This is a genomic window from Modestobacter versicolor (assembly GCF_014195485.1).
GTDB classification, from domain to species: domain Bacteria; phylum Actinomycetota; class Actinomycetes; order Mycobacteriales; family Geodermatophilaceae; genus Modestobacter; species Modestobacter versicolor.
Genome location: NZ_JACIBU010000001.1, coordinates 280790 through 298941 on the forward strand (window position 1 = coordinate 280790; position 18152 = coordinate 298941).

Genomic DNA, 18152 nt, shown 5'->3' on the forward strand with positions numbered 1-18152 from the left:
CGCCACCCGAGTGGGCGACGGGGCCGTCCTGCCTGCTCAGCGGCTCGTCACCGCGGTCTGCCGATCAGCCGCGGAACAGCCGGAGCAGCAGGTCGCGGAGCTCCTGCAGCGCCGTGCGCAGCGCGAAACCGGTGCTCGCCGTCTCACCCGAGGTGCCGGTGAGGCGGACCTCCTGGTCCCCCGGGGGCAGCGCCACCGGGACGGTGAACCGGACCGAGACCCGGCCCTCGGCGTCGGCGGTCGCGGAACCCAGCTGACCCCGCACGCGGGACGGCAGCGAGGCGGTGACCCGCTCGCCGGGCGCGAAGCCGGTGCCGGTCACCGTGATCCGCTCGCCGCGGAACGGCCGCGGGTCGCTGATCGTGGCCGTCGCCGGCACGTCCGGTGCCACCGTGGCCAGGCCGACCAGCGTGGGGTTGTGGTCGCTGGCGCGGTACGGGTACGGGGCGAAGAGCGGCTCGTAGCCGTCGTACTCGTAGGCGAAGGACTCCACGGCGTTGATGTCCCAGACGCCCAGACCGGTCAGCTTGGGCACCATCGACCCCGAGGCGAAGACGTGGTCCAGCGAGCCGGAGCCACCGTCGAACACGTAGCTGTACTGGTCGGGCGCGAGCACCGGGCCCATGTCGGTGTAGCCGGCGGCCACGACGACGTCGATCGGGTCCTCGTAGCGGTAGGCGTTGAAGTCACCGGTCAGCAGGACGTCGGGGTCACCGGCGGCCGCGGCGACCCGGGCGGCGAAGTCGACCAGCACGGTGGCCTGCTCGACCCGGTCGGGGTTGGACGCGCCCTGGCCGTCACCGGCGTCGGCGTTCTCGCCGGTGCCGCTGCCCTTGGACTTCAGGTGGTTGGCGATGATCGTGAAGACCTCGCCGTCCGCGTCGAAGGTCTGGGCGATCGGCGTGCGGGCGTTGGCGAAGGCCGCGAGCTCGGCGTCGGTCGGCACGGCCGGGCCGCCGACCGCGGTGACCCGGTCGGTGCGGTAGACGATCGCGTTGGTGATCACGTCGGTGTCCTCGCGGGCCCGCACGTAGTCCCAGTCGTGGCCGTCCTCGGCCTCGATCGCCGCGAGCAGCGTCTCGACCGCGCGGTACGGCGTCTCCGGGGTGAGCACCGCGGAGTTCTCGATCTCGTGCAGGGTGAGGACGTCGGCGTCCAGCGCGGTGATCGCCGTGACGATCTTCGCCTGCTGCTGGGCGAGCTCGGCGGCGTTCGCCGCACCCCGGGCCCGGTCCCCGAACTCGCTGGGGAAGTCGACGAAGTAGTTGAGCACGTTGAAGTCGCCGATGGTCAGGTCGCCGCCCACGGCCGGGGGTGCGGCCGGACGCGGGTTGGTCGCCGGGAACGTCGTCCCCTCGGCCGTGCCGTCGGCGGGCTGCAGCCGCCAGGCCCCGAAGCTGTAGCTCAGCACCACCGGCTGGTCGAAGCTGGCGGTGTCGCCGACGCGCACCGGGTCCTCGAGGGTGAGGAACGGCGGTGCCTCGCCGGCGGTGGAGAGGTTGGTGCTCCGGCCGTCGTCCAGGGTGAGCGAGCGCGCTGCGTTCTCGGCCTGCACGGCCTGGGCGGCGGCGCCGGGCTCGGCCGCCTCGGTCGGCGCGAGCAGCCGGCCGCCCTCGGCGAGCAGGATCTCGCCGTAGCGGTTGAGGTCGTAGACCTCGGTGACGGTGAGCGTCTGCGCCGGGGTGACGAGCATGCCCTCGAGCACCTCGCGCTGCTCGTCGGTGGCGGGCAGCGAGAGCGGCGCCGCCTCGGGCAGCGGGCCGGAGCCGCACACGGAGACCGTGACGTCGGTGATCTCGGTCAGCCCGTTGAACTCGGCGACGGTGCCGGAGACGACGACCTGGTCGCCGAGCTCGACGGCGGGGGCGTCGGTGTCGTAGACGAAGACGCCGTCGGAGGTCGCCGGGAGGCCGTCGCCGGCGTCCTGGACGTGGAACCCGCCGAGGCCACCGCTCTGCAGGTCGGCGACGACCGTGCCGCCCACGGTGACGACCTCGCCGGCGAGCGGGCTGGCCGCGCCGGGGCCCTGCACCGACCCGATGGTCACGGTGGCGACGTCGCAGCCCGGGCCCGGCTCGGGCTCGGGGTCCGGGTCGGTCGGGGTGTTGACGGCGCCGAACGTGGCGGCCAGCGGACCGGTCCAGTCGTCGGTGCCCGGCGTGCGCTGCAGCGACAGCCCGGCCGCCTCGGAGCCCGCCTCGGCCACGCCGATGTCGGTGCTGGTGCGGCCGTCGGCCGGCCCGCCCACGGCGGTCAGCGTGCCCTCGTAGCTGAGGAACTCGATGACGGCGCCGTCCGGGCCGACCAGGGCCACCCCGTCGGGGGCGCCGTTCTGGATGCCGGCGTAGCTGACCACGGCGATGCCGTCGCCGTCGGCGACCACCGGCAGGGTCGCGTAGCGGACCCCGCCGGTGCCGTTGTAGAGGACGAGGGAGAGGCCGGTCAGGTCAGCGGTCGAGGGGGCGGTCACCTCGATCGCCTCACCGGTGTCGGCGCCGCCGTTGTCGTAGTGGATCTCGGTGATCCGGGCGTCGGCGGGAGCGGCGAGCGCGGGGGCTGCCACGGTCACCAGACCACCGGCGGCGAGGGCCCCGACGGTCAGGCCGAGGACGGCGGAGCGGGGGGTTCTGCGGAGGGACACGTGACTCCTCGGCGGCCAGGCGCGGGCCGGTCAGGGCGGAGGGACCACCCGATCCTGTCAGTGCCCTGAGCGACGGCCGATGAACTTCCGGTAACGAACTTAGCCGCGCTGATGAACTGGCGGGAGAGGTCCGGCGCCGTCCGCGCGACGGTGCCGGGCGGGGTGCTCGTACCGTGGCCCTGGCGCCGCGCCCGGTGGCGCCGCCGTCCGCCGAGAGGACCCATGAGCACCCCGCAGCCCCTGGCAGACACCTGGTTCACCCGCGACCTCCCCGTGCTCCGGGCGGTCGTCCGGCTGATCGACGAACCCCCGCACGGCAGTGCCCCCTACCTGGGCGCGGTGGTGCCGGCGAGCGGCCTGCCCAAGCCGCAGGTGGTCTCGGCGGCCAACGCGCTGGTCACCGCCGGCTACGCCGAGGCGCTCACCAACCACGCCGGCGAGATCGTCCGGTTCACCGCCGTCTCGGCCGAGGCGCGCCGGCTCACCGGGCTCTGGCCGACGCCGCAGGGGGAGTGGGACCGGCTGCTCGAGCAGCTCGAGGCCCGCGCCACCGGCGCGCTCACCGACGTCGAGCGGGCCCGCTGGCGGGCGTTCGCCGACGCGGCGGCCGCGGTGGGCCCGGAGAACGGGGCGTTGCTGATGGCGGCGCTGATCGGCGGGTACGTGCCGCGCGGCCGCTGACGGGCGGGAACGCGACAGCGCCCCCGCCCGGTGTCCCGGGCGGAGGCGCTGTCGGTGGTTCGAGGGCTGCGTTCAGCTCCTCGGTCTGGGATCAGACCGGGTTGACGTTCGCCGCCTGCGGGCCCTTCTGGCCCTGCTCGATGTCGAACGAGATGCGCTGGCCCTCATCGAGCGAGCGGTACCCGCTGGTCTGGATGGCCGAGTAGTGGACGAAGACGTCCGGGCCGCCGCCATCGGGGGTGGCGAAGCCGAACCCCTTCTCGGCGTTGAACCACTTCACTGTTCCTTCGGGCATTGCTCGCTCCTAGCTGAGGTCGTGCGTCGGGGTCCTGCCAGAGCGCAGGGCCTTCCCGACGAACTGAACCCTAGCGGCTCACGGGCCTCCGTGGGAGACCAGGGCGCAGAAGATCCTCGGCGAGCCGTGCGGCGGGGGCGGCCGACGGTCAGAGGAGCCGTCGCGACCGGTCCGTCCCGGCGTCCTCGGGCCAGGCCTGGCGGGCGTAGGCGTTGTCGGCCTGGGCCCTCGCGGCCGGCGGCGGTCCGGCCGGGAGCGCGCGCGGCTGGGGGAGCGGTCCGGGGCGCCACGAGGGGACGGTGATCGGGCCGGGGCCGGCCCACTCCTCGGCGGCGAGGCGGGCCTCCTCCAGGCGGACGGCCTGCAGGTGGCGGCGCCAGCGGTGGCCGAGCACGTCGACGGCGACCAGCACCGCGACCAGCACGGCCACGGTGAGGAAGGCGTTGGTCAGGGCGGTCGCCACGTCGAGGGGGGTGATCTCCGGCCAGCTGACCTGCTCCAGCTGGTACCCCACGACCTCGATGACGACGTACAGCACGCCGTACACCAGGAACGCGACCCTCATGACCTGCCTCTCGTGCCGTGGACGACCTGACGTGGACGACCTGCCGTGGACGACCTGCCCCCTCCAACGACACGAGGTGACCGTGACGGGAGCCCGGGAGCCGTCTGCGCGGCCCGCCGTCACCCGTCCGGGTGAGCGATCAGGGGGCGAGGACCTCGTCCCAGGCCCGCACGCCCCACTCGGCGACCACGCCGTGGAGCACGAACGGGTCGCCGGCGATGAACTCCTCGGCGGCCTCCCGGCTGGTGAACACGCCCATGGCCTCGCCGTCCACCGGCTCGGCCATCGTCCCGACCATCAGCAGCACGCCGCGGTCGTGGAACTCGTGCAGCCGGGCGACGTGGGCCGCCCCGTGCTGCTGGGCCAGCGGCAGGAAGTCCTCGACGGCGCGGTAGGTCATCACGTACTTCATGCGCCCGCATCCTGGCCCGGCGCGCGGGCGGGCGACAGACCCGCGCCCCCGATCCCGAAGCGATCGGAACCGGGCGGTCCAGGAACCCCCGCTGGCGCCCGGACGCCGCTAGCGTCGCCGCCGACCCGGATGCGCCGCCTCTGTCCATCACGCACGGCTGCCCCAGGGAGCACGTTGTGGAGTCCCTCGCTCGATTCGTCCTGCGCCATCGCCTGCTCGTCGTCCTCGGTTGGGCGGTCCTGCTCGTGGCCGGTGGCGTCGCCGCCGGACCGGTCGCCGACCGGCTGACCTTCGACTTCTCGCTGCCCGGCCAGCCCGGTTACGAGGCGGAGGAGGAGCTGATCGCCACCTTCGGCGCGAGCACCGCCGACACCCTCGTCCCGGTGCTGACCGTGCCGGCGGGCAGCACGGTGGCCGACCGCGCCACCGAGATCGCCGGGGTCTTCGACGCCGTGCGCGCCGCCGTCCCGCAGGCCCGGGTCGTCGACCTGGCGAGCACCGGCGACGACCGCTTCGTCACCGACGACGGCCGGAGCACCTTCGCCCTGGTCCAGGGGCCGATGCCGGAGGGCTTCGGCCCCGGGCTGGAGGCCGCCCTGCTGCCCGCCGTGGAGCAGGCCGCCGCCGCGGCCGGGCTGGAGGCGGGGCTCACCTCGTACGTGACGCTCGCGGCCGGCGGGGAGACCGAGGGCCCGAGCGTGCTGGTCGAGACGCTGTTCGGCGCCGTCGGGGCGCTGGCGGTGCTGCTGTTCGTCTTCGCGTCGTTCCTGGCGTTCGTGCCGCTGCTCATCGCCGCGGTGTCGATCCTGACCACGTTCCTGCTCGTCCTGGGGCTCACCTATCTGACCGACGTGAGCTTCGTGGTGCAGTTCCTCATCGCCCTGGTCGGCCTGGGTGTGGCGATCGACTACTCGTTGCTGCTGGTCTCCCGCTGGCGGGAGGAACGCGCGCACGGGCAGTCCAACGACGAGGCCGTCGTCACCGCCATGCGGACCGCCGGCCACGCGGTGGTCGCCTCGGGCGTCACCGTCGCGATCAGCCTGCTGGCGCTGATCATCGTGCCCGTCCCGTTCCTGCGGAGCATGGGCCTGGGCGGGATGCTCATCCCGCTGGTCAGCGTCGCGGTGGTGCTGACCCTGCTGCCGGCGCTGCTGTCGAAGATCGGCCCCCGGGTCGACTGGCCGCGGATCCGGCACGACGCCGTCGCGGCCCGGGGCTGGACGGCGTGGGCGCGGCTGGTCGTGCGCCGGCGCTGGATCGCCACCGGCGTCGCCGTCCTGGTGCTGACCGTGATCATCGTCCCGGTCTTCGGGCTCAAGATCGGCCAGGCCGACACCGAGTCGCTGACCCGGAGCGGGCCCGCCTTCGACTCGCTGCAGACGCTGGAGGACGGCGGGGTGGGCAACGGGGTGCTGACCCCGATCGCGCTGCTGGTGCCCGACGGCGAGGCCGACGCAGCGGTCGCCGCGGCCCGCGACGTCGACGGCGTCCGGATGGCGGTGGTCGGCGGCAGCAACGACGGGACCACGGTCATCGACGTCGTCCCGGACCAGGAGACGGTCGACAGCGCGAGCAACGAGGTCGTGGACGACGTCCGGGCGGCGGTGGAGGGCGCGGTCGACGGCGACGTGGGCGTGGCCGGCACCGGCGCGATCGTGCAGGACTACTTCCGGGCGGTGTACGACAACTTCCCCTACGTGCTGGCCCTGATCGCGGTCATCACCTTCGTCCTGCTGGTGCGCACGTTCCGCTCGCTGCTGCTGCCGATCAAGGCGGTGCTGCTGAACCTGGTCTCGCTGGCCGCGGTGTTCGGCGCCGTCACCTGGTTCTGGCAGGAGGGCAACGGCTCGGACGCGCTGTTCGGCGTCTCGCCCACCGGCGCCATCACGTTCTGGCTGCCGGTGATCATCTTCGCGTTCCTGTTCGGGCTGTCGATGGACTACGAGGTGTTCATCCTCGCCCGGATGCGGGAGGAGTACGACGACACCGGCAACACCCCGGACGCGGTGATCACCGGGCTGGGCCGCACCGGCCGGCTGGTCACCTCCGCCGCGCTGATCCTGTTCTTCTCCTTCGCCGCGCTGGCGTCCTCGCCGGGCGTCGACATCAAGGTGCTCGGGACGGCGCTGGGCGTCGGGATCCTGATCGACGCGACGCTGATCCGGGCCCTGCTGGTGCCGGCGCTGGTGAGCCTGCTGGGGAAGTGGAACTGGTGGCTGCCGGCCGGGCTGGCGAGGGTGCTGCGGGTGGAGCCCTCACCGCTGCGCGACGAGCGCCCGCTGGAGGTGCCCGAGGAGCGGGAGCTCAGCCAGACCTGACGGTGTCCCGGCTCGTGGGCGCCCGGCCGGTCAGCAGCCAGGTGAGCCCCGCGGCGGTCAGCCCGACCGCGCAGGTGGCCAGCCCGATGACCGGGCCGGTGCTCGCCCCGACGTCCCCGGCCGCCGGGGAGGTCAGGTCGAGGACGACCGCCGTCAGCGCGCTGCCGAGCGCGAACCCGGCGTAGCGCAGCACCTGGTTGAGGGCCATGGCGCTGCTGCTCTCCGAGGCGGGGACGGCGGCGATCACCAGCCCCGGGACGGTGGCGAACGCCCCGCCGACGCCCACCCCCAGGACGGCCATGGCCAGGAACAGGTGCCACAGCTCGGTGTCCAGCACGGCGAAGCAGGCGCCGGCCACGGCGACCACGAGCGCGCTGCCGGACACGACGCCGCGCCCGCCCAGGCGCTCGGCGAGCCGCCGGGCCACCTGCCCGGCGGCCATCGTGGCCAGCGAGTACGGCACCAGCAGCAGCCCGGCGACCAGCACCGACGTCGCCAGCCCTCGGGGCTGGGGTGCCTGCGCCAGCACGGTCACGCAGCCGATCAGCAGGTAGTTGGCCACGGAGACCAGCAGGATCGCCAGGTGCCCGCCGGCGGCCCGGCGGCCCCGGGCCAGCCGGACGTCGACGAGCGGGGCGGGGGAGCGGGTCGCCGAGACCACCCAGCCGGTGAGCGCGACGAGGCAGGTCGCGACCGTGCCGAGGAACAGCGGCGAGCTCCAGCCCCAGTCGCCGCCCTCGCTCAGCGCGAGCAGCAGCGCCGCCAGGCCGGTGCCCAGCAGCACGGCGCCCGGCCAGTCGAAGGGACGCCGCGGTGCCGCGGCCGGTGCCGGGAGCACGACGGCGGCCGCCACCAGCGCCGCTCCGCAGACCGCGGCAGCCGCCCAGAACGCGGCCCGCAGGCCACCGAGCTCGGCGACCAGTCCGGCCAGCGGGTAGCCCAGGCCGACACCGGAGACGACGGTCACCGACAGGACGGCGATGGTCGGCCCGGACCTGCCCGGCGGCAGGGCCTCCCGGGCCACGGCCATCAGCAGGGGCATCAGCGACAGGCCGAAGCCCTGCAGCGCGCGCCCGGCGAGGAACGCCGGCAGCGGCAGCGGCAGCGCGGTCAGCACGCCGCCCAGCACGACGAGGGTCAGCGCGCCGAGGACGACCACCCGCCGGTACGGGCCGTCACCGAGCCGGCCGAGGACCGGCGTCGCGACGGTGCCGACGAGGAACGGCAGGGTCAGCGACCACTGCGCGAGCGCCAGGGGGGCGTCGTACAGCTCGGCGACCGCGGGGATGAACGGGACGCCGACGCTGCTCGTCACCGCCACCACGGCGGCCAGCAGGACCAGCACCGGCGCCAGCAGGCGAGGGGCCCGGCCGCCCCTCACCGGCGCGTCGCGACCGGCCGAGGCGGTGCTCACCCGGTGCTGATCAGGCGCGCCGTCCGCAGCGCCTGCTCGCCCCACCGCCGGGTAAGCTCGGGGGTGAGCCGGCTGGCCGGTGCGGCGATCGCCAGCGCGGCGCGGGCCGTGCCGAGGCCCTCGGGGACGGCCACCCCGATGGCCCCGATCTCGACGTCGGTCTCGGTGTAGGCGACCGCGTAGCCGGTCTGCCGCACCTCGGCGAGGACCTCGTCGAGCTCGGCCGCCGTCGGGGCGCGGCTGCCGGAACGCCCGCTGGGAGCCGGGTCGGGGTACAGCTCGCGGACCTGGGCGGGCGGCATCGCGGCGAGGATCGCCAGCCCGGCGGAGGTGCTGTGCGCGGGCAGGGCCAGACCCACCCGGCCACCGACGCGCAGCGCCTTGGTGGTCTCGACGGCATCGACGAAGCGGACGTCGCGGCCCTCCTGCACGACCAGGACGACGGTCTCGTCCACCTCGTCGCGCAGCGCCTCCATGAACGGCCGGGCCCGGGCCCGGACGTCGAGCCCGCGGACGGCCGCCAGCCCGAGCGACAGCAGTGCCTCGCCGGCGCGGTAGGTGCGGTGGGCCGGGTCGCGCCGGAGGAACCGGTGGTGCTCGAGCATCGCCAGGAGCCGGTGCGCCGTGGACCGGGCGACGCCCAGCTCGGCGGCGCACTCGGAGACCCGCAGCTGGGGGCGGTCCTGGAGCAGCAGCAGCAGCCGCAGGGCGTTGCCGACCGACTCGATCGGATAGGCGGGGGGCGCCTTCTCCGCGCTGGTCATGCCGCCGCCTTCCTTGCCGGGGGGACTGACCTCATGACACTGTTATGGATAGCAGGACGGTGTTCTGCTGTAAAGAACATGTCGTTCGACAGAGCCGTCGACACCACGGGAGACACCACCGCATGAACCGCCTGGAGAACGTCACCGTCGTCGTCACCGGTGGGGGCCGGGGGATCGGCCGGGCCGGCGCCGTGGCCATGGCCGCCGAGGGTGCCCACGTCGCCGTCCTCGACCTGGACGGCGACGCCGCCGCCGAGGTCGTCGCCCAGATCGAGGCCGCCGGTGGCCGCGCCCGCGCCTGGCGGACCGACATCACGTCGCCGGAGCAGGTCGGCTCCGCGGTGGCCGAGGTCGTCGAGTGGAGCGGTGCGGTCGACGTCCTGGTCCACTCGGCCGGGATCGTCGCCCCGGCGATGCTCAAGGACATGACGCTCGAGTCGTTCGAGCGGGTGGTCGCGGTCAACCTCACCGGCACCTTCGTCTGCCTCCAGGCCGTCCTCCCGCACTGGATGGAGACCAAGCGGGGCAAGTTCATCGCGCTGACCTCGCCCGCGGCGCTGCGCGGGCAGGTGGGCGGCGGCAACTACGCCGCCGCCAAGGCCGGCGTCGTCGCCCTGGTCAAGACCGCCGCGGTGGAGCTCGCCCGCTACGGCGTCACCGCGAACGCGCTGCTGCCGATCGCCGCCACCGAGATGTCGGCGAAGGTCCGCGAGGACCCGAAGCTGGAGGAGAAGTTCCTCAGCCTCATCCCGCTGCGCCGGTGGGCCACGGCCGAGGACATCGCGCCCAGCCTGGTCTACCTGGCCTCGTCGGACTCGGACTACATGACCGGCAGCGTCCTGTCCATCGACGGCGGCCGCACGATCTGACCCGCGGCGAGCGCTGAGGAGGGGACGCGACATGGTGGAGACGGTCTCCGGGATGCGGATCGCGCTGCCGCCGGCCCACCGCGAGTTCCAGGAGCGGCTGCGGACCTGGCTCGCCGAGCACGTCCCGCCCGGCGGGCTGCCCGACGCGGACACCGACGAGGGCTTCCGCGCGCACCGGGCGTGGGAGCGGACGCTGCACGACGCCGGGTACGCCGGCCTGTCCTGGCCGCGGGAGCACGGCGGAGCGGGCGGGGACCTGCTGCACGAGGCCCTCTTCGCGGAGGAGTACGAGCGGGCCCGCGGTCCGGTGCGGATCACCCGGCCGGCCCTGCGGTTCCTCGGCCCGACGATCATGCGGTTCGGCACACCGGCCCAGCAGCAGCGCTGGCTGCCGCGGATGCTGCGCGCGGAGGACATCTGGTCGCAGGGCTTCTCCGAGCCCGAGGCGGGCAGCGACCTGGCCGGCATCCGGACCCGCGCCGAGCTGCGCGACGGCCGGTACGTCGTCGACGGGCAGAAGACCTGGACCACCTACGGCCGGTTCGCCGACTGGGTGTTCGCGCTGGTCCGCACCGGCCCGGCCGGCGGTCGGCACCGCGGGCTCACCTGCCTGGCGATCGACCTGCGCAGCCCGGGCGTGCAGGTGCGCCCGGTCCGTCAGGCGCACGGCCGCACCGGCTTCGCCGAGGTCTTCCTTACCGGCGTCGAGGTGCCCGCCGACCAGCGCATCGGCGACCACGACGACGGCTGGGCGGTGGCGATGGCGCTGCTGTCCTCCGAGCGCGGCCCCGACGCCGGTGGACCGGTGCGCACCGAGCAGCGGTTGCTCGCGCTCGCCGGGCAGGTCGCGCGGGAGCTGCCGGCCGACCAGGTCGCCGCGGCGACCCGCGAGCTCGGCGCCGCTGCGGCCCGGCTGCACGCCTACCGCGCGCACACCCACCGCCGGGTCGCGGCGGGGTGGCAGGGAGAACCGGCCGGCGTCGAGTCCAGCGTGGTCAAGCTCTACTCCTCCGAGCTCGACCTGGACCTGGTCGAGCTCGGGGTGGACCTGTTCGGTGACCGCCGGCTGGCCGAGGGCAGCGCGGAGTACCTGGACTTCTGGCACTCGCGGGCGGGCCGCGTGTACGGCGGCACCGCCGAGGTCCAGCACAACGTCGTCGCCGACCGGGTGCTCGGGCTGCCGCGGTGAGGGCGGAGGAGATGCTGCTGTTCCGGCCCACCGCCGACCAGCTCGAGCTGGCGTCCTCCGCGGGGGCCGTCTTCGCGGCCGCGGCGCGGGCCTCGACGTCGGCCGGCGGCGACCCGGGCCCGGACGCCGGCTGGCGGCTGCTCGGCGAGTCCGGCTTCCTCGGTGCCGGCGTCCCCGAGCAGCAGGGCGGGCTGGGGCTGCCGCCCTCGGACCTCGCGCTGCTCTGCGAGGAGGCCGGTTCCGCCCTGGTCCCGGGCCCGGTGGTCGAGACGCTCTGGGTGGTCGCCCCGGCCCTGGCCGCGCTCGGCCCGGCGGGGGCGGACCAGCTGGCGTCGGTGCTGGCCGGCAACACCTGGGGCACGGTCGTGGACGAGGCGCTGCGGGGGCCGGAGCTGGACTCCGCTGCCGTGGTCGTCGTCCCGACCGCCTCGGGCGACGTCGTCGTGCCGGCCGGCGCGGTCACCGGGCGCGCGCCGGTGCCGACCGCCGACCTGCTGGAGCGCTCGTCCCAGGGCACGTCCGTCGACCTCGCGGCCGGCCGGCCGGTGCCGGCCCTCGCCGGGGTCGGCGCGCTGACCCTGGGCCGGCTCGGGGGCGCTGCGGTGCTGGTCGGCACCACCCGCCGCCTGCTCGAGCTCGCGGTCGCGCACGCCACCGACCGCACCCAGTTCGGCGTGCCGATCGGGAGCTTCCAGGCGGTGCGGCACCGGCTGGTCGACGTCCACGTGGAGCTGGAGTTCGCGCGGAGCGCCGTGTGGAGCGCCGCCTGCGAGGTGGAGGCGGGCCTGCCCTCGGCGGCGACCTCCGTGCTCTGCGCGGCCGTCACCGCCCGGCGCGCCTTCGCCCTCGCCGACCGGCACTGCCTGCAGGTGCACGGCGGCATCGGCTTCACCTGGGAGCACCCGCTGCACGTCCACCTCAAGCGGGGGCACACGTTCGCCGCGAGGTCGGGCACCCGCCGGTCGCTGGAGGCGCTCCTCGGCGAGCAGCTGCTCGCCTCCGTGGCGGGCACGCCCCCGGGGGCACCGCCCCGACCGGCCATCTGAGCCGCCGGGCCCGGACGCCGTCCGGGCCCGGCGGGCGGTCAGGGGCCGAACTGCGCGGGGTCGGTCATCACCTCGACCAGCGTCGGGTGGTCGGCCCGGCGGGACCGCTCCAGGCACTCGCGGAGGTCGGCGAGGGTGTCCACCCGCTGGCCCGGCACGCCGAAGGCCGTGCTGATGTCGGCGATGTGCGGGCCGGCGATGTCGACGCCCGGGTAGTGCTGCCGCTCGACCGCCACCCCGCCGAAGCGGCGCAGCGCCGCCCCGACCGCGGCGTAGCTCTGGTTGTTCATGACCACGTAGGTCACAGGCAGACCGGTGCGGGCCGCCGACCACAGGGCGGGCATGCCGAACTGGAACACCCCGTCACCGAGCACCGCGGCGACCTGCCGGTCGGGCATGCCCATCGCGATGCCGAGCGCGGCGCCCATGCCCCAGCCCAGCGAGCCCGACGTGGAGACGAAGTAGTCGTCGCCGGTGTGCTGGTGGGCCTGCTGCTGCAGGATGCCGCCGGCGGTCGTCGCGTCGCCGACCAGCGCCGCGCCGCGCAGCGACCCGGTGACCACCTCGACGACGTCGGCCGGGTGCAGCGGCGCCCCGGCGGCCGTCCTCGGCCGGCGCTCCACCGGGGGAGCGGGCGGCACCTCCCGGGAGGTGCTGGCCGGGAGGGCCGCGGCGAGCGCCTGGAGGACCAGCCGCTGGTCACCGACGAGCGCGGCGTCGACGCCGTGGACCATCGCGATGTGCTTGGGATCGGTGTGGCTGTGCACCAGGGGCACGCCCGCGGGCAGCGGCGGGGCCTTGGCCGGCTCGAACTCGTTGAACACCCGGGCGCCGAGGAAGACCAGCAGGTCGGCCTGCTGGACGAGCGGGTGCCCGATCTCGTACTGGCCGCGGAAGTGCGGGTGGTCGGTGGGGAAGCCCGGCCGCTCGAACCCGCGCCGGTCCTCGTGCACCACCGGTGCGCCCAGCTGCTCGGCGAGCGCCACGAGGTCCTCGACCGCGCCGACCCGGGCCAGCTCGCTGCCCGCGACGAGCAGCGGCCGCTCGGCCGCGGCGATGAGCTCCGCCGCCCGCTGGACGGCGTCCGGGGAGGGCGCCGTCCGGGAGTCGAACCGGAAGCGGTCGACGGTCGGCGCCGAGACCGGTGCACCGCTCTCCAGCAGGTCCTGGGCCAGGGCGACCCAGACCGGGCCGGCGGGTTCGGTCACCGCCGTGCGGAAGGCCCGGTTCACGTCCTCCGGGATCGCCTCGGTGGTGAGCGACTGCCAGTCCGACTTCACGTACTGGTGGACGAGGTCGCGCATCCGCCGCCCGGTGGTGAAGCCCTCCCGGGCCTGGATCGAGCTCGCCTTGACCCCGTTGAGCACGACCACCGGCGAGTAGGCCAGCTGGGCGGCGTACAGGTGGCTCAGACCGTTGGTCAGCCCGACGTTCGCGTGCAGGTAGGCCACGCTCGGCGACCGGGTCACCCGCGCCAGGCCGTCGGCCATCGAGACCGCGACGCCCTCGTGGGTGGTGAGCACCAGCTCGACGTCCGTGCGGGTGACCAGCGCGTCGAGGACGGCGGCCTCGGTGCTCCCCGGGCAGGTGAACAGCTTGTCCGCCCCCCAGTCGCGGATCACGTCGAGCAACGCCTCGGCGGCAGGTCGGGACATGCGGGGGCTCCTCGGGTGGGGCGGTCCTGGCGGGCGGTCGCGGGGCTCAGTGGTGAGCGGTGACCAGCTCCATCAGGTGCCGGCGCAGCTTCCCGAAGGTCTCGCTGGAGCGGGTGGACAGCTGGTTGCGGGGCCGGTCCAGGGGCACCTGGACGATCTCCTCGACCGTGCTCGGCGCACCGCTCAGCACGACGACCCGGTCGGCCAGGTAGACGGCCTCGTCGATGTCGTGGGTGACCAGGACGACGGTGATGTCCAGCTGGGCGCGGACCTCGAGGATGAGGTCCTCGAGGTCGAACCGGGTCTGCGCGTCGACCGAGGCGAACGGCTCGTCCATGAGCAGCATGTCGGGCTGGTGGGCCAGGGCGCGGGCGATCGCGACGCGCTGCTGCATGCCACCGGAGAGCTGCCACGGGTAGTTCTTGCCGACGTCGCCCAGGCCCACGGCGCGCAGCACCTCGGCGATGCGCTGCTCTCGCTGCTCCTTGCCCACGCCGGCGACCTTGAGCGGCACCGCGACGTTCCGGTTGATGGTGAGCCAGGGGAACAGCGACCGGCTGTAGTCCTGGAACACGACGCTGAGCCGGTCGGGCACGGACACCAGCGGCGTGCCCTCGAACCGCACGTCGCCCGAGGTGGGCCGGAGCAGGCCGCTGAGGCAGCGCAGCAGCGTCGTCTTGCCGGCGCCGCTGGGGCCGACCACGCAGACGAACTCGCCCTTGGCGACGTCGAAGGTGACGTCCTCGATGGCCAGGCGCTCGTCGGGCTTGCCGACGTTGTAGGCCTTGCGGAGGTTGCGGACCGACAGCACCGGCTCGTCGCCGATCACGGGCGGGGTGGAGGTGGGCATGGGCTCGGACAACGGGATCAACCCTTCTGCTCGACGGCGCGGGCGCCGATGTACCAGGCCAGGACGACGCGCTCGACGGCGATGAACAGGAAGGTCAGCACGCTGCCGACCAGGGCCAGGACGATGATCCCGGTCCACATGGTGGTGATGGCGAAGCGCTGCTGGGCCTCGAGGATGAAGAAGCCGATGCCCTCGGTGGAGGCGATGAGCTCGCTGACCACCATCATGATCACGGCGATCTGCAGGCTGTGCCGCAGGCCGGCCATGATCTGCGGCATCGCCCCGGGCAGCACCACGGTGCGCACGGTGGTCAGCGAGGACATGTGCAGGACCTTGGCGGTGTCCAGCTTGATGGGGTCGATGCCGCGCATCCCGTCCAGCGTGTTCAGCATGGTCGGCCAGATGGCCGCGAGGACGACGATCGTGATCTTCATCGGCGACCCGATGCCCATGATCGCCACGATCGCGGGCAGCAGCGCCGCGGTGGGGATGACGTAGACGAAGTACAGCACCGGGCTGACCGCGTGCCCCACCCGCTGGAACTTCCAGAGCAGGGCACCGATCCCGACGCCGAGGATGCCGGCGATCGTGTAGCCGATGGCGAAGTGCCGCAGGCTCGAGTACAGGTCGCTGCGGGCCTCCCCGACGATCCAGGTGTCGTACAGGCTCTGCACGATGTTCTGCAGCGGCGGGAAGAACGTCGACGTGCTGTCCGCCGACAGCACCCACCACAGCACCAGGACCAGCGCGAAGAACCACAACCGCCAGATGCCGGCCAGCTTCTGCAGCGGTTTGCGCGAGCGCCGCGCCGACCGGGCGGCGAACTGCTGGGACGGGGTGGTGCCGGCCGCCACGACGGCGTCGGACGTCGACGGGACGTCCGCGGAGCCGGTGAGCCCCGCCGTCGTGCGGGTGGGGGCTTCGGAGCCCGTGGGCGTGGTCATGTCAGGCCGCCTTCGACGCCACGTTGCGCTGGCTCTCGTGCCAGTGCAGGAGGCGCTGCTCGAGGTAGGCGAACGCACTGGTCACCAGCACCCCGGCGACGCCGGTGAGCAGGATGAACGCGTACGTCGCCGGGAGCCGGTCGGGGCCGGCGTTCACGGACGTCAGGATGCTGAGGCCCAGGCCGCGTGCGCCGCCGATGAGCTCCGCGATGATGGTGAGGATCAGGCCGACCGCCGCCGCCACGCGCACGCCGGTCGCGATGAACGGGGCGGCGCTGGGCAGCGTGACGGTGGTGAACTTCCGCAGGCCGCGCAGCCGCAGGACGGCGGCGGTGTCCCGCACGACCGGGTCCACCGCGCGGACGCCGTAGATGGTCTGGATCGTCAGCGGCCAGAAGACGCCGAAGGCGACCAGGAAGACCTTCATCTCCAGGGTGGCGCCCCACACGACGATGGCCAGCGGCAGGATCGCGATGACCGGCACCGTCTTGAGGAACTCGACGACCGGGATGACGCTGAGGTAGGCGAAGCGGTTCAGCCCGAGCAGCGTGCCGACCACGATGGCCAGGGACCCGCCGATCAGCACCCCCAGCCCCCAGCCGCGGACGGTCTCCCAGACCGCCTCCCACAGGTCGGGGCGGGTCAACTGGCGGCCGAGCTCGGCCATGGTGTCGGTCATGCTGGGGAAGGACGAGGCGTCCAGCACGCCCGCGACGCTGAGGTACTGCCAGCCCGCGAGCACCGCTGCGATCACCCCGACCCGGGCGAGCAGGCGGAACCAGCCGGTGTCGACGACCTTCACGGTCGACCTCCGGGGACGTCCAGGGAGCCGTGCACGCGCATCCGGACTCCGTCCTCTCTGTGGTCGGGGTGGTCGGGGCTGGTCGGCGGTCGGCTCACCGGTTCGGGCCGGGGAACCCCGAGACGTCGACGTGGTCGGCGATGGTCTGCAGCTCGGTGCAGGCCTCCAGCGCGGTGATGCCGTGGCCGCGCCCGATGCCGCTGCCCTTGAAGCCGCCGAAGGGCATGGACACGTCCGAGGCGCCGATGCGGTGGACGTTGAGGAAGACGCTGCCGCACTCCAGCCGGCGGGCGACCCGCAGCGCGTGCTCCCGGTCCTGGCTCCACACCGAGGCGGCGAGCCCGAACTCGCTGTCGTTGGCCAGCGCGACGGCCTCGTCGTCGGTGTCGAAGGGGAGCACCGGGACCACCGGGCCGAACTGCTCGCAGGTGACCAGCTCGGCGCCGGGCTCGACGTCGGTGACCACGGTGGGCTGCAGGAAGTACCCGTCGTCCCAGGTGTCCGGGTCGAGCCGGCGCCCGAGGGTGGTCACCGTCGCGCCGGCGGCGCGGGTGCGCTCGAGCAGGCCCTTGACCCGCTCGAACTGCGGGCGGTTGTTGACCGGCCCCATGGTGCTGCGGGGGTCCAGGCCGTCGCCGACCACCAGCCGGTCGACGGCGGCGGTGTAGCGCTCGACGAACTCGTCGTGGTGCGACCGGTGGACGTAGATCCGCTTGACGTTGAAGCAGATCTGGCCGCTGGCGGTGAAGACGCTCTGCACCAGCTCGTCGACGAGCCGGTCGTCGACCACCGCGCTCTCCAGCACGATGGCCGGGTCGTTGCCGCCGAGCTCGAGGCTGATGTTCTTGAGGTTGCCGGCCGCCGCGCGCATGACCTGCTGGCCGGTGGCGGTGCTGCCGGTGAAGAAGACCTTGCGGATGCCGTGGTGGGCGGCGATCGCCGCACCGGCCTCGCCACCACCGGGCACCACGCCGACCACGCCCTCGGGCAGGGCGTCGGCGAGGACCCGGAGCACCGCGCTCAGCGTGAGCGGGGCCAGCTCGGAGGGCTTGACCACGACGGTGTTGCCGGCCAGCAGGGCCGGGGCGATCCCGAGGAAGGCCAGGTAGACCGGGCTGTTCCACGGGACGATCACGCCGGTGACGCCCATCGGGCGGCGGCCGGACCAGATCGTGCCGCGGGCGTCGGAGCGGAACACCTCGTCCTCGGCCAGCCGGTCGGCCAGCCCGGTGTAGTACCCGAGGATGTGCGCCGCGCCGCCGACGTCCACCCGGGACTCCCACAGGACCTTGCCCTGCTCGCGGGTGAGCAGTTCGGCGAGCGGGCCGGCGGCGGCGGTGATCGCGGCGGCCGCGTCGCCGAGCCGGGCGGCGCGCTCGTGCGGGCTCAGCTGCGACCAGGCCGGGAAGGCGGCGGCTGCGGCCGCCACGGCCTGGTCGACGTGCTCGGCGGTGCCCAGGGCCACCCGGCCGATGACCTCGGAGAGCCGGGCGGGGTTGACGACGGGCTGGAAGTCGGAGGCGAGCCGCTGCCCGGCGACCAGGACGGCCGCCTCGTGCGGTACGGCGTCGTCCGGTGCGGTCAGGACGGTGCCGGCGGGCGTCTGCTCCATGGTGGGGGTCCCTGTGCTCTCGACGGGCGGGGTGCTGCGGGGTTCACGCGGTGGTGGGCGGTGCGGTGGGGCGGGCCCTGGAAGACCCGCCCCAC

Annotated in this window: 16 protein-coding genes; 5 read left to right on the forward strand and 11 right to left on the reverse strand. The window is 74.3% G+C overall.

The window, feature by feature from the left end:
• Nucleotides 1-64: 64 nt before the first annotated feature.
• Complete coding sequence (locus FHX36_RS01310; RefSeq protein WP_110552306.1) at nucleotides 65-2641, reverse strand: ExeM/NucH family extracellular endonuclease; 2577 nt, start codon at nucleotides 2639-2641, stop codon at nucleotides 65-67.
• Nucleotides 2642-2863: 222 nt separating this feature from the next.
• Here FHX36_RS01310 and FHX36_RS01315 point away from each other — a divergent pair, with 222 nt between their 5' ends.
• Nucleotides 2864-3322: a hypothetical protein gene (locus FHX36_RS01315; RefSeq protein ID WP_110552305.1), complete on the forward strand. Its 459-nt coding sequence runs from the start codon at nucleotides 2864-2866 to the stop codon at nucleotides 3320-3322.
• Between the two features lie 91 nt (nucleotides 3323-3413).
• Here FHX36_RS01315 and FHX36_RS01320 read toward each other — a convergent pair whose 3' ends face one another.
• From FHX36_RS01320 to FHX36_RS01330, 3 genes are all read right to left on the reverse strand, one after another.
• Entirely contained in the window at nucleotides 3414-3617 is a 204-nt protein-coding gene (locus FHX36_RS01320; RefSeq protein ID WP_014741881.1) for a cold-shock protein, read from the reverse strand.
• A gap of 148 nt (nucleotides 3618-3765) precedes the next feature.
• Nucleotides 3766-4182, reverse strand: coding sequence for a hypothetical protein (locus FHX36_RS01325; protein WP_110552304.1), 417 nt, complete (start codon nucleotides 4180-4182; stop codon nucleotides 3766-3768).
• Nucleotides 4183-4321: 139 nt separating this feature from the next.
• Nucleotides 4322-4594, reverse strand: a complete 273-nt coding sequence (locus FHX36_RS01330) for a YciI family protein (RefSeq protein WP_110552303.1) — start codon at nucleotides 4592-4594, stop codon at nucleotides 4322-4324.
• Nucleotides 4595-4770: 176 nt separating this feature from the next.
• On the opposite strand from FHX36_RS01330, the gene FHX36_RS01335 reads away from it, so the two are divergent.
• Nucleotides 4771-6912 carry an MMPL family transporter gene (locus tag FHX36_RS01335; protein WP_110552302.1) on the forward strand — a complete coding sequence of 714 codons (2142 nt, stop codon included), beginning with the start codon at nucleotides 4771-4773 and terminating at the stop codon, nucleotides 6910-6912.
• Here the strand turns inward: FHX36_RS01335 and FHX36_RS01340 are convergent.
• Entirely contained in the window at nucleotides 6899-8326 is a 1428-nt protein-coding gene (locus FHX36_RS01340) for an MFS transporter (RefSeq protein WP_258372730.1), read from the reverse strand. The genes FHX36_RS01335 and FHX36_RS01340 overlap by 14 nt on opposite strands.
• A complete protein-coding gene (locus tag FHX36_RS01345) occupies nucleotides 8323-9090 on the reverse strand; it encodes an IclR family transcriptional regulator (protein WP_110552301.1) in 768 nt (255 codons plus the stop codon). Before FHX36_RS01345 ends, FHX36_RS01340 begins: the two co-directional genes overlap by 4 nt.
• Nucleotides 9091-9212: 122 nt before the next feature.
• Between FHX36_RS01345 and FHX36_RS01350 the strand changes: the two genes are divergently transcribed.
• From FHX36_RS01350 to FHX36_RS01360, 3 genes are read left to right on the forward strand one after another with little or no spacing between them, the layout of a single operon-like run.
• A complete protein-coding gene (locus tag FHX36_RS01350; RefSeq protein ID WP_181428766.1) occupies nucleotides 9213-9959 on the forward strand; it encodes an SDR family NAD(P)-dependent oxidoreductase in 747 nt (248 codons plus the stop codon).
• Nucleotides 9960-9990: 31 nt separating this feature from the next.
• A complete protein-coding gene (locus FHX36_RS01355; RefSeq protein ID WP_110552299.1) occupies nucleotides 9991-11148 on the forward strand; it encodes an acyl-CoA dehydrogenase family protein in 1158 nt (385 codons plus the stop codon).
• Nucleotides 11145-12194, forward strand: a complete 1050-nt coding sequence (locus tag FHX36_RS01360; protein ID WP_183513444.1) for an acyl-CoA dehydrogenase family protein — start codon at nucleotides 11145-11147, stop codon at nucleotides 12192-12194. The genes FHX36_RS01355 and FHX36_RS01360 overlap by 4 nt, the downstream gene beginning before the upstream one ends.
• Before the next feature lie 38 nt (nucleotides 12195-12232).
• On the opposite strand, the gene FHX36_RS01365 is transcribed toward FHX36_RS01360, so the two are convergent.
• The 5 genes from FHX36_RS01365 to FHX36_RS01385 form a co-directional block, all read right to left on the reverse strand.
• Nucleotides 12233-13849, reverse strand: a complete 1617-nt coding sequence (locus tag FHX36_RS01365; protein WP_110550546.1) for a thiamine pyrophosphate-binding protein — start codon at nucleotides 13847-13849, stop codon at nucleotides 12233-12235.
• A gap of 46 nt (nucleotides 13850-13895) precedes the next feature.
• Complete coding sequence (locus FHX36_RS01370; RefSeq protein WP_110550547.1) at nucleotides 13896-14699, reverse strand: ABC transporter ATP-binding protein; 804 nt, start codon at nucleotides 14697-14699, stop codon at nucleotides 13896-13898.
• Nucleotides 14700-14716: 17 nt separating this feature from the next.
• On the reverse strand, nucleotides 14717-15643 hold the full coding sequence (locus FHX36_RS01375) for an ABC transporter permease (protein WP_110550548.1): 927 nt from the start codon (nucleotides 15641-15643) through the stop codon (nucleotides 14717-14719).
• A 1-nt stretch (nucleotide 15644) separates the two neighbouring features.
• Nucleotides 15645-16445, reverse strand: coding sequence for an ABC transporter permease (locus FHX36_RS01380; protein ID WP_110550549.1), 801 nt, complete (start codon nucleotides 16443-16445; stop codon nucleotides 15645-15647).
• Between the two features lie 94 nt (nucleotides 16446-16539).
• Nucleotides 16540-18057: an aldehyde dehydrogenase family protein gene (locus FHX36_RS01385; RefSeq protein WP_110550550.1), complete on the reverse strand. Its 1518-nt coding sequence runs from the start codon at nucleotides 18055-18057 to the stop codon at nucleotides 16540-16542.
• Nucleotides 18058-18152: the final 95 nt, after the last annotated feature.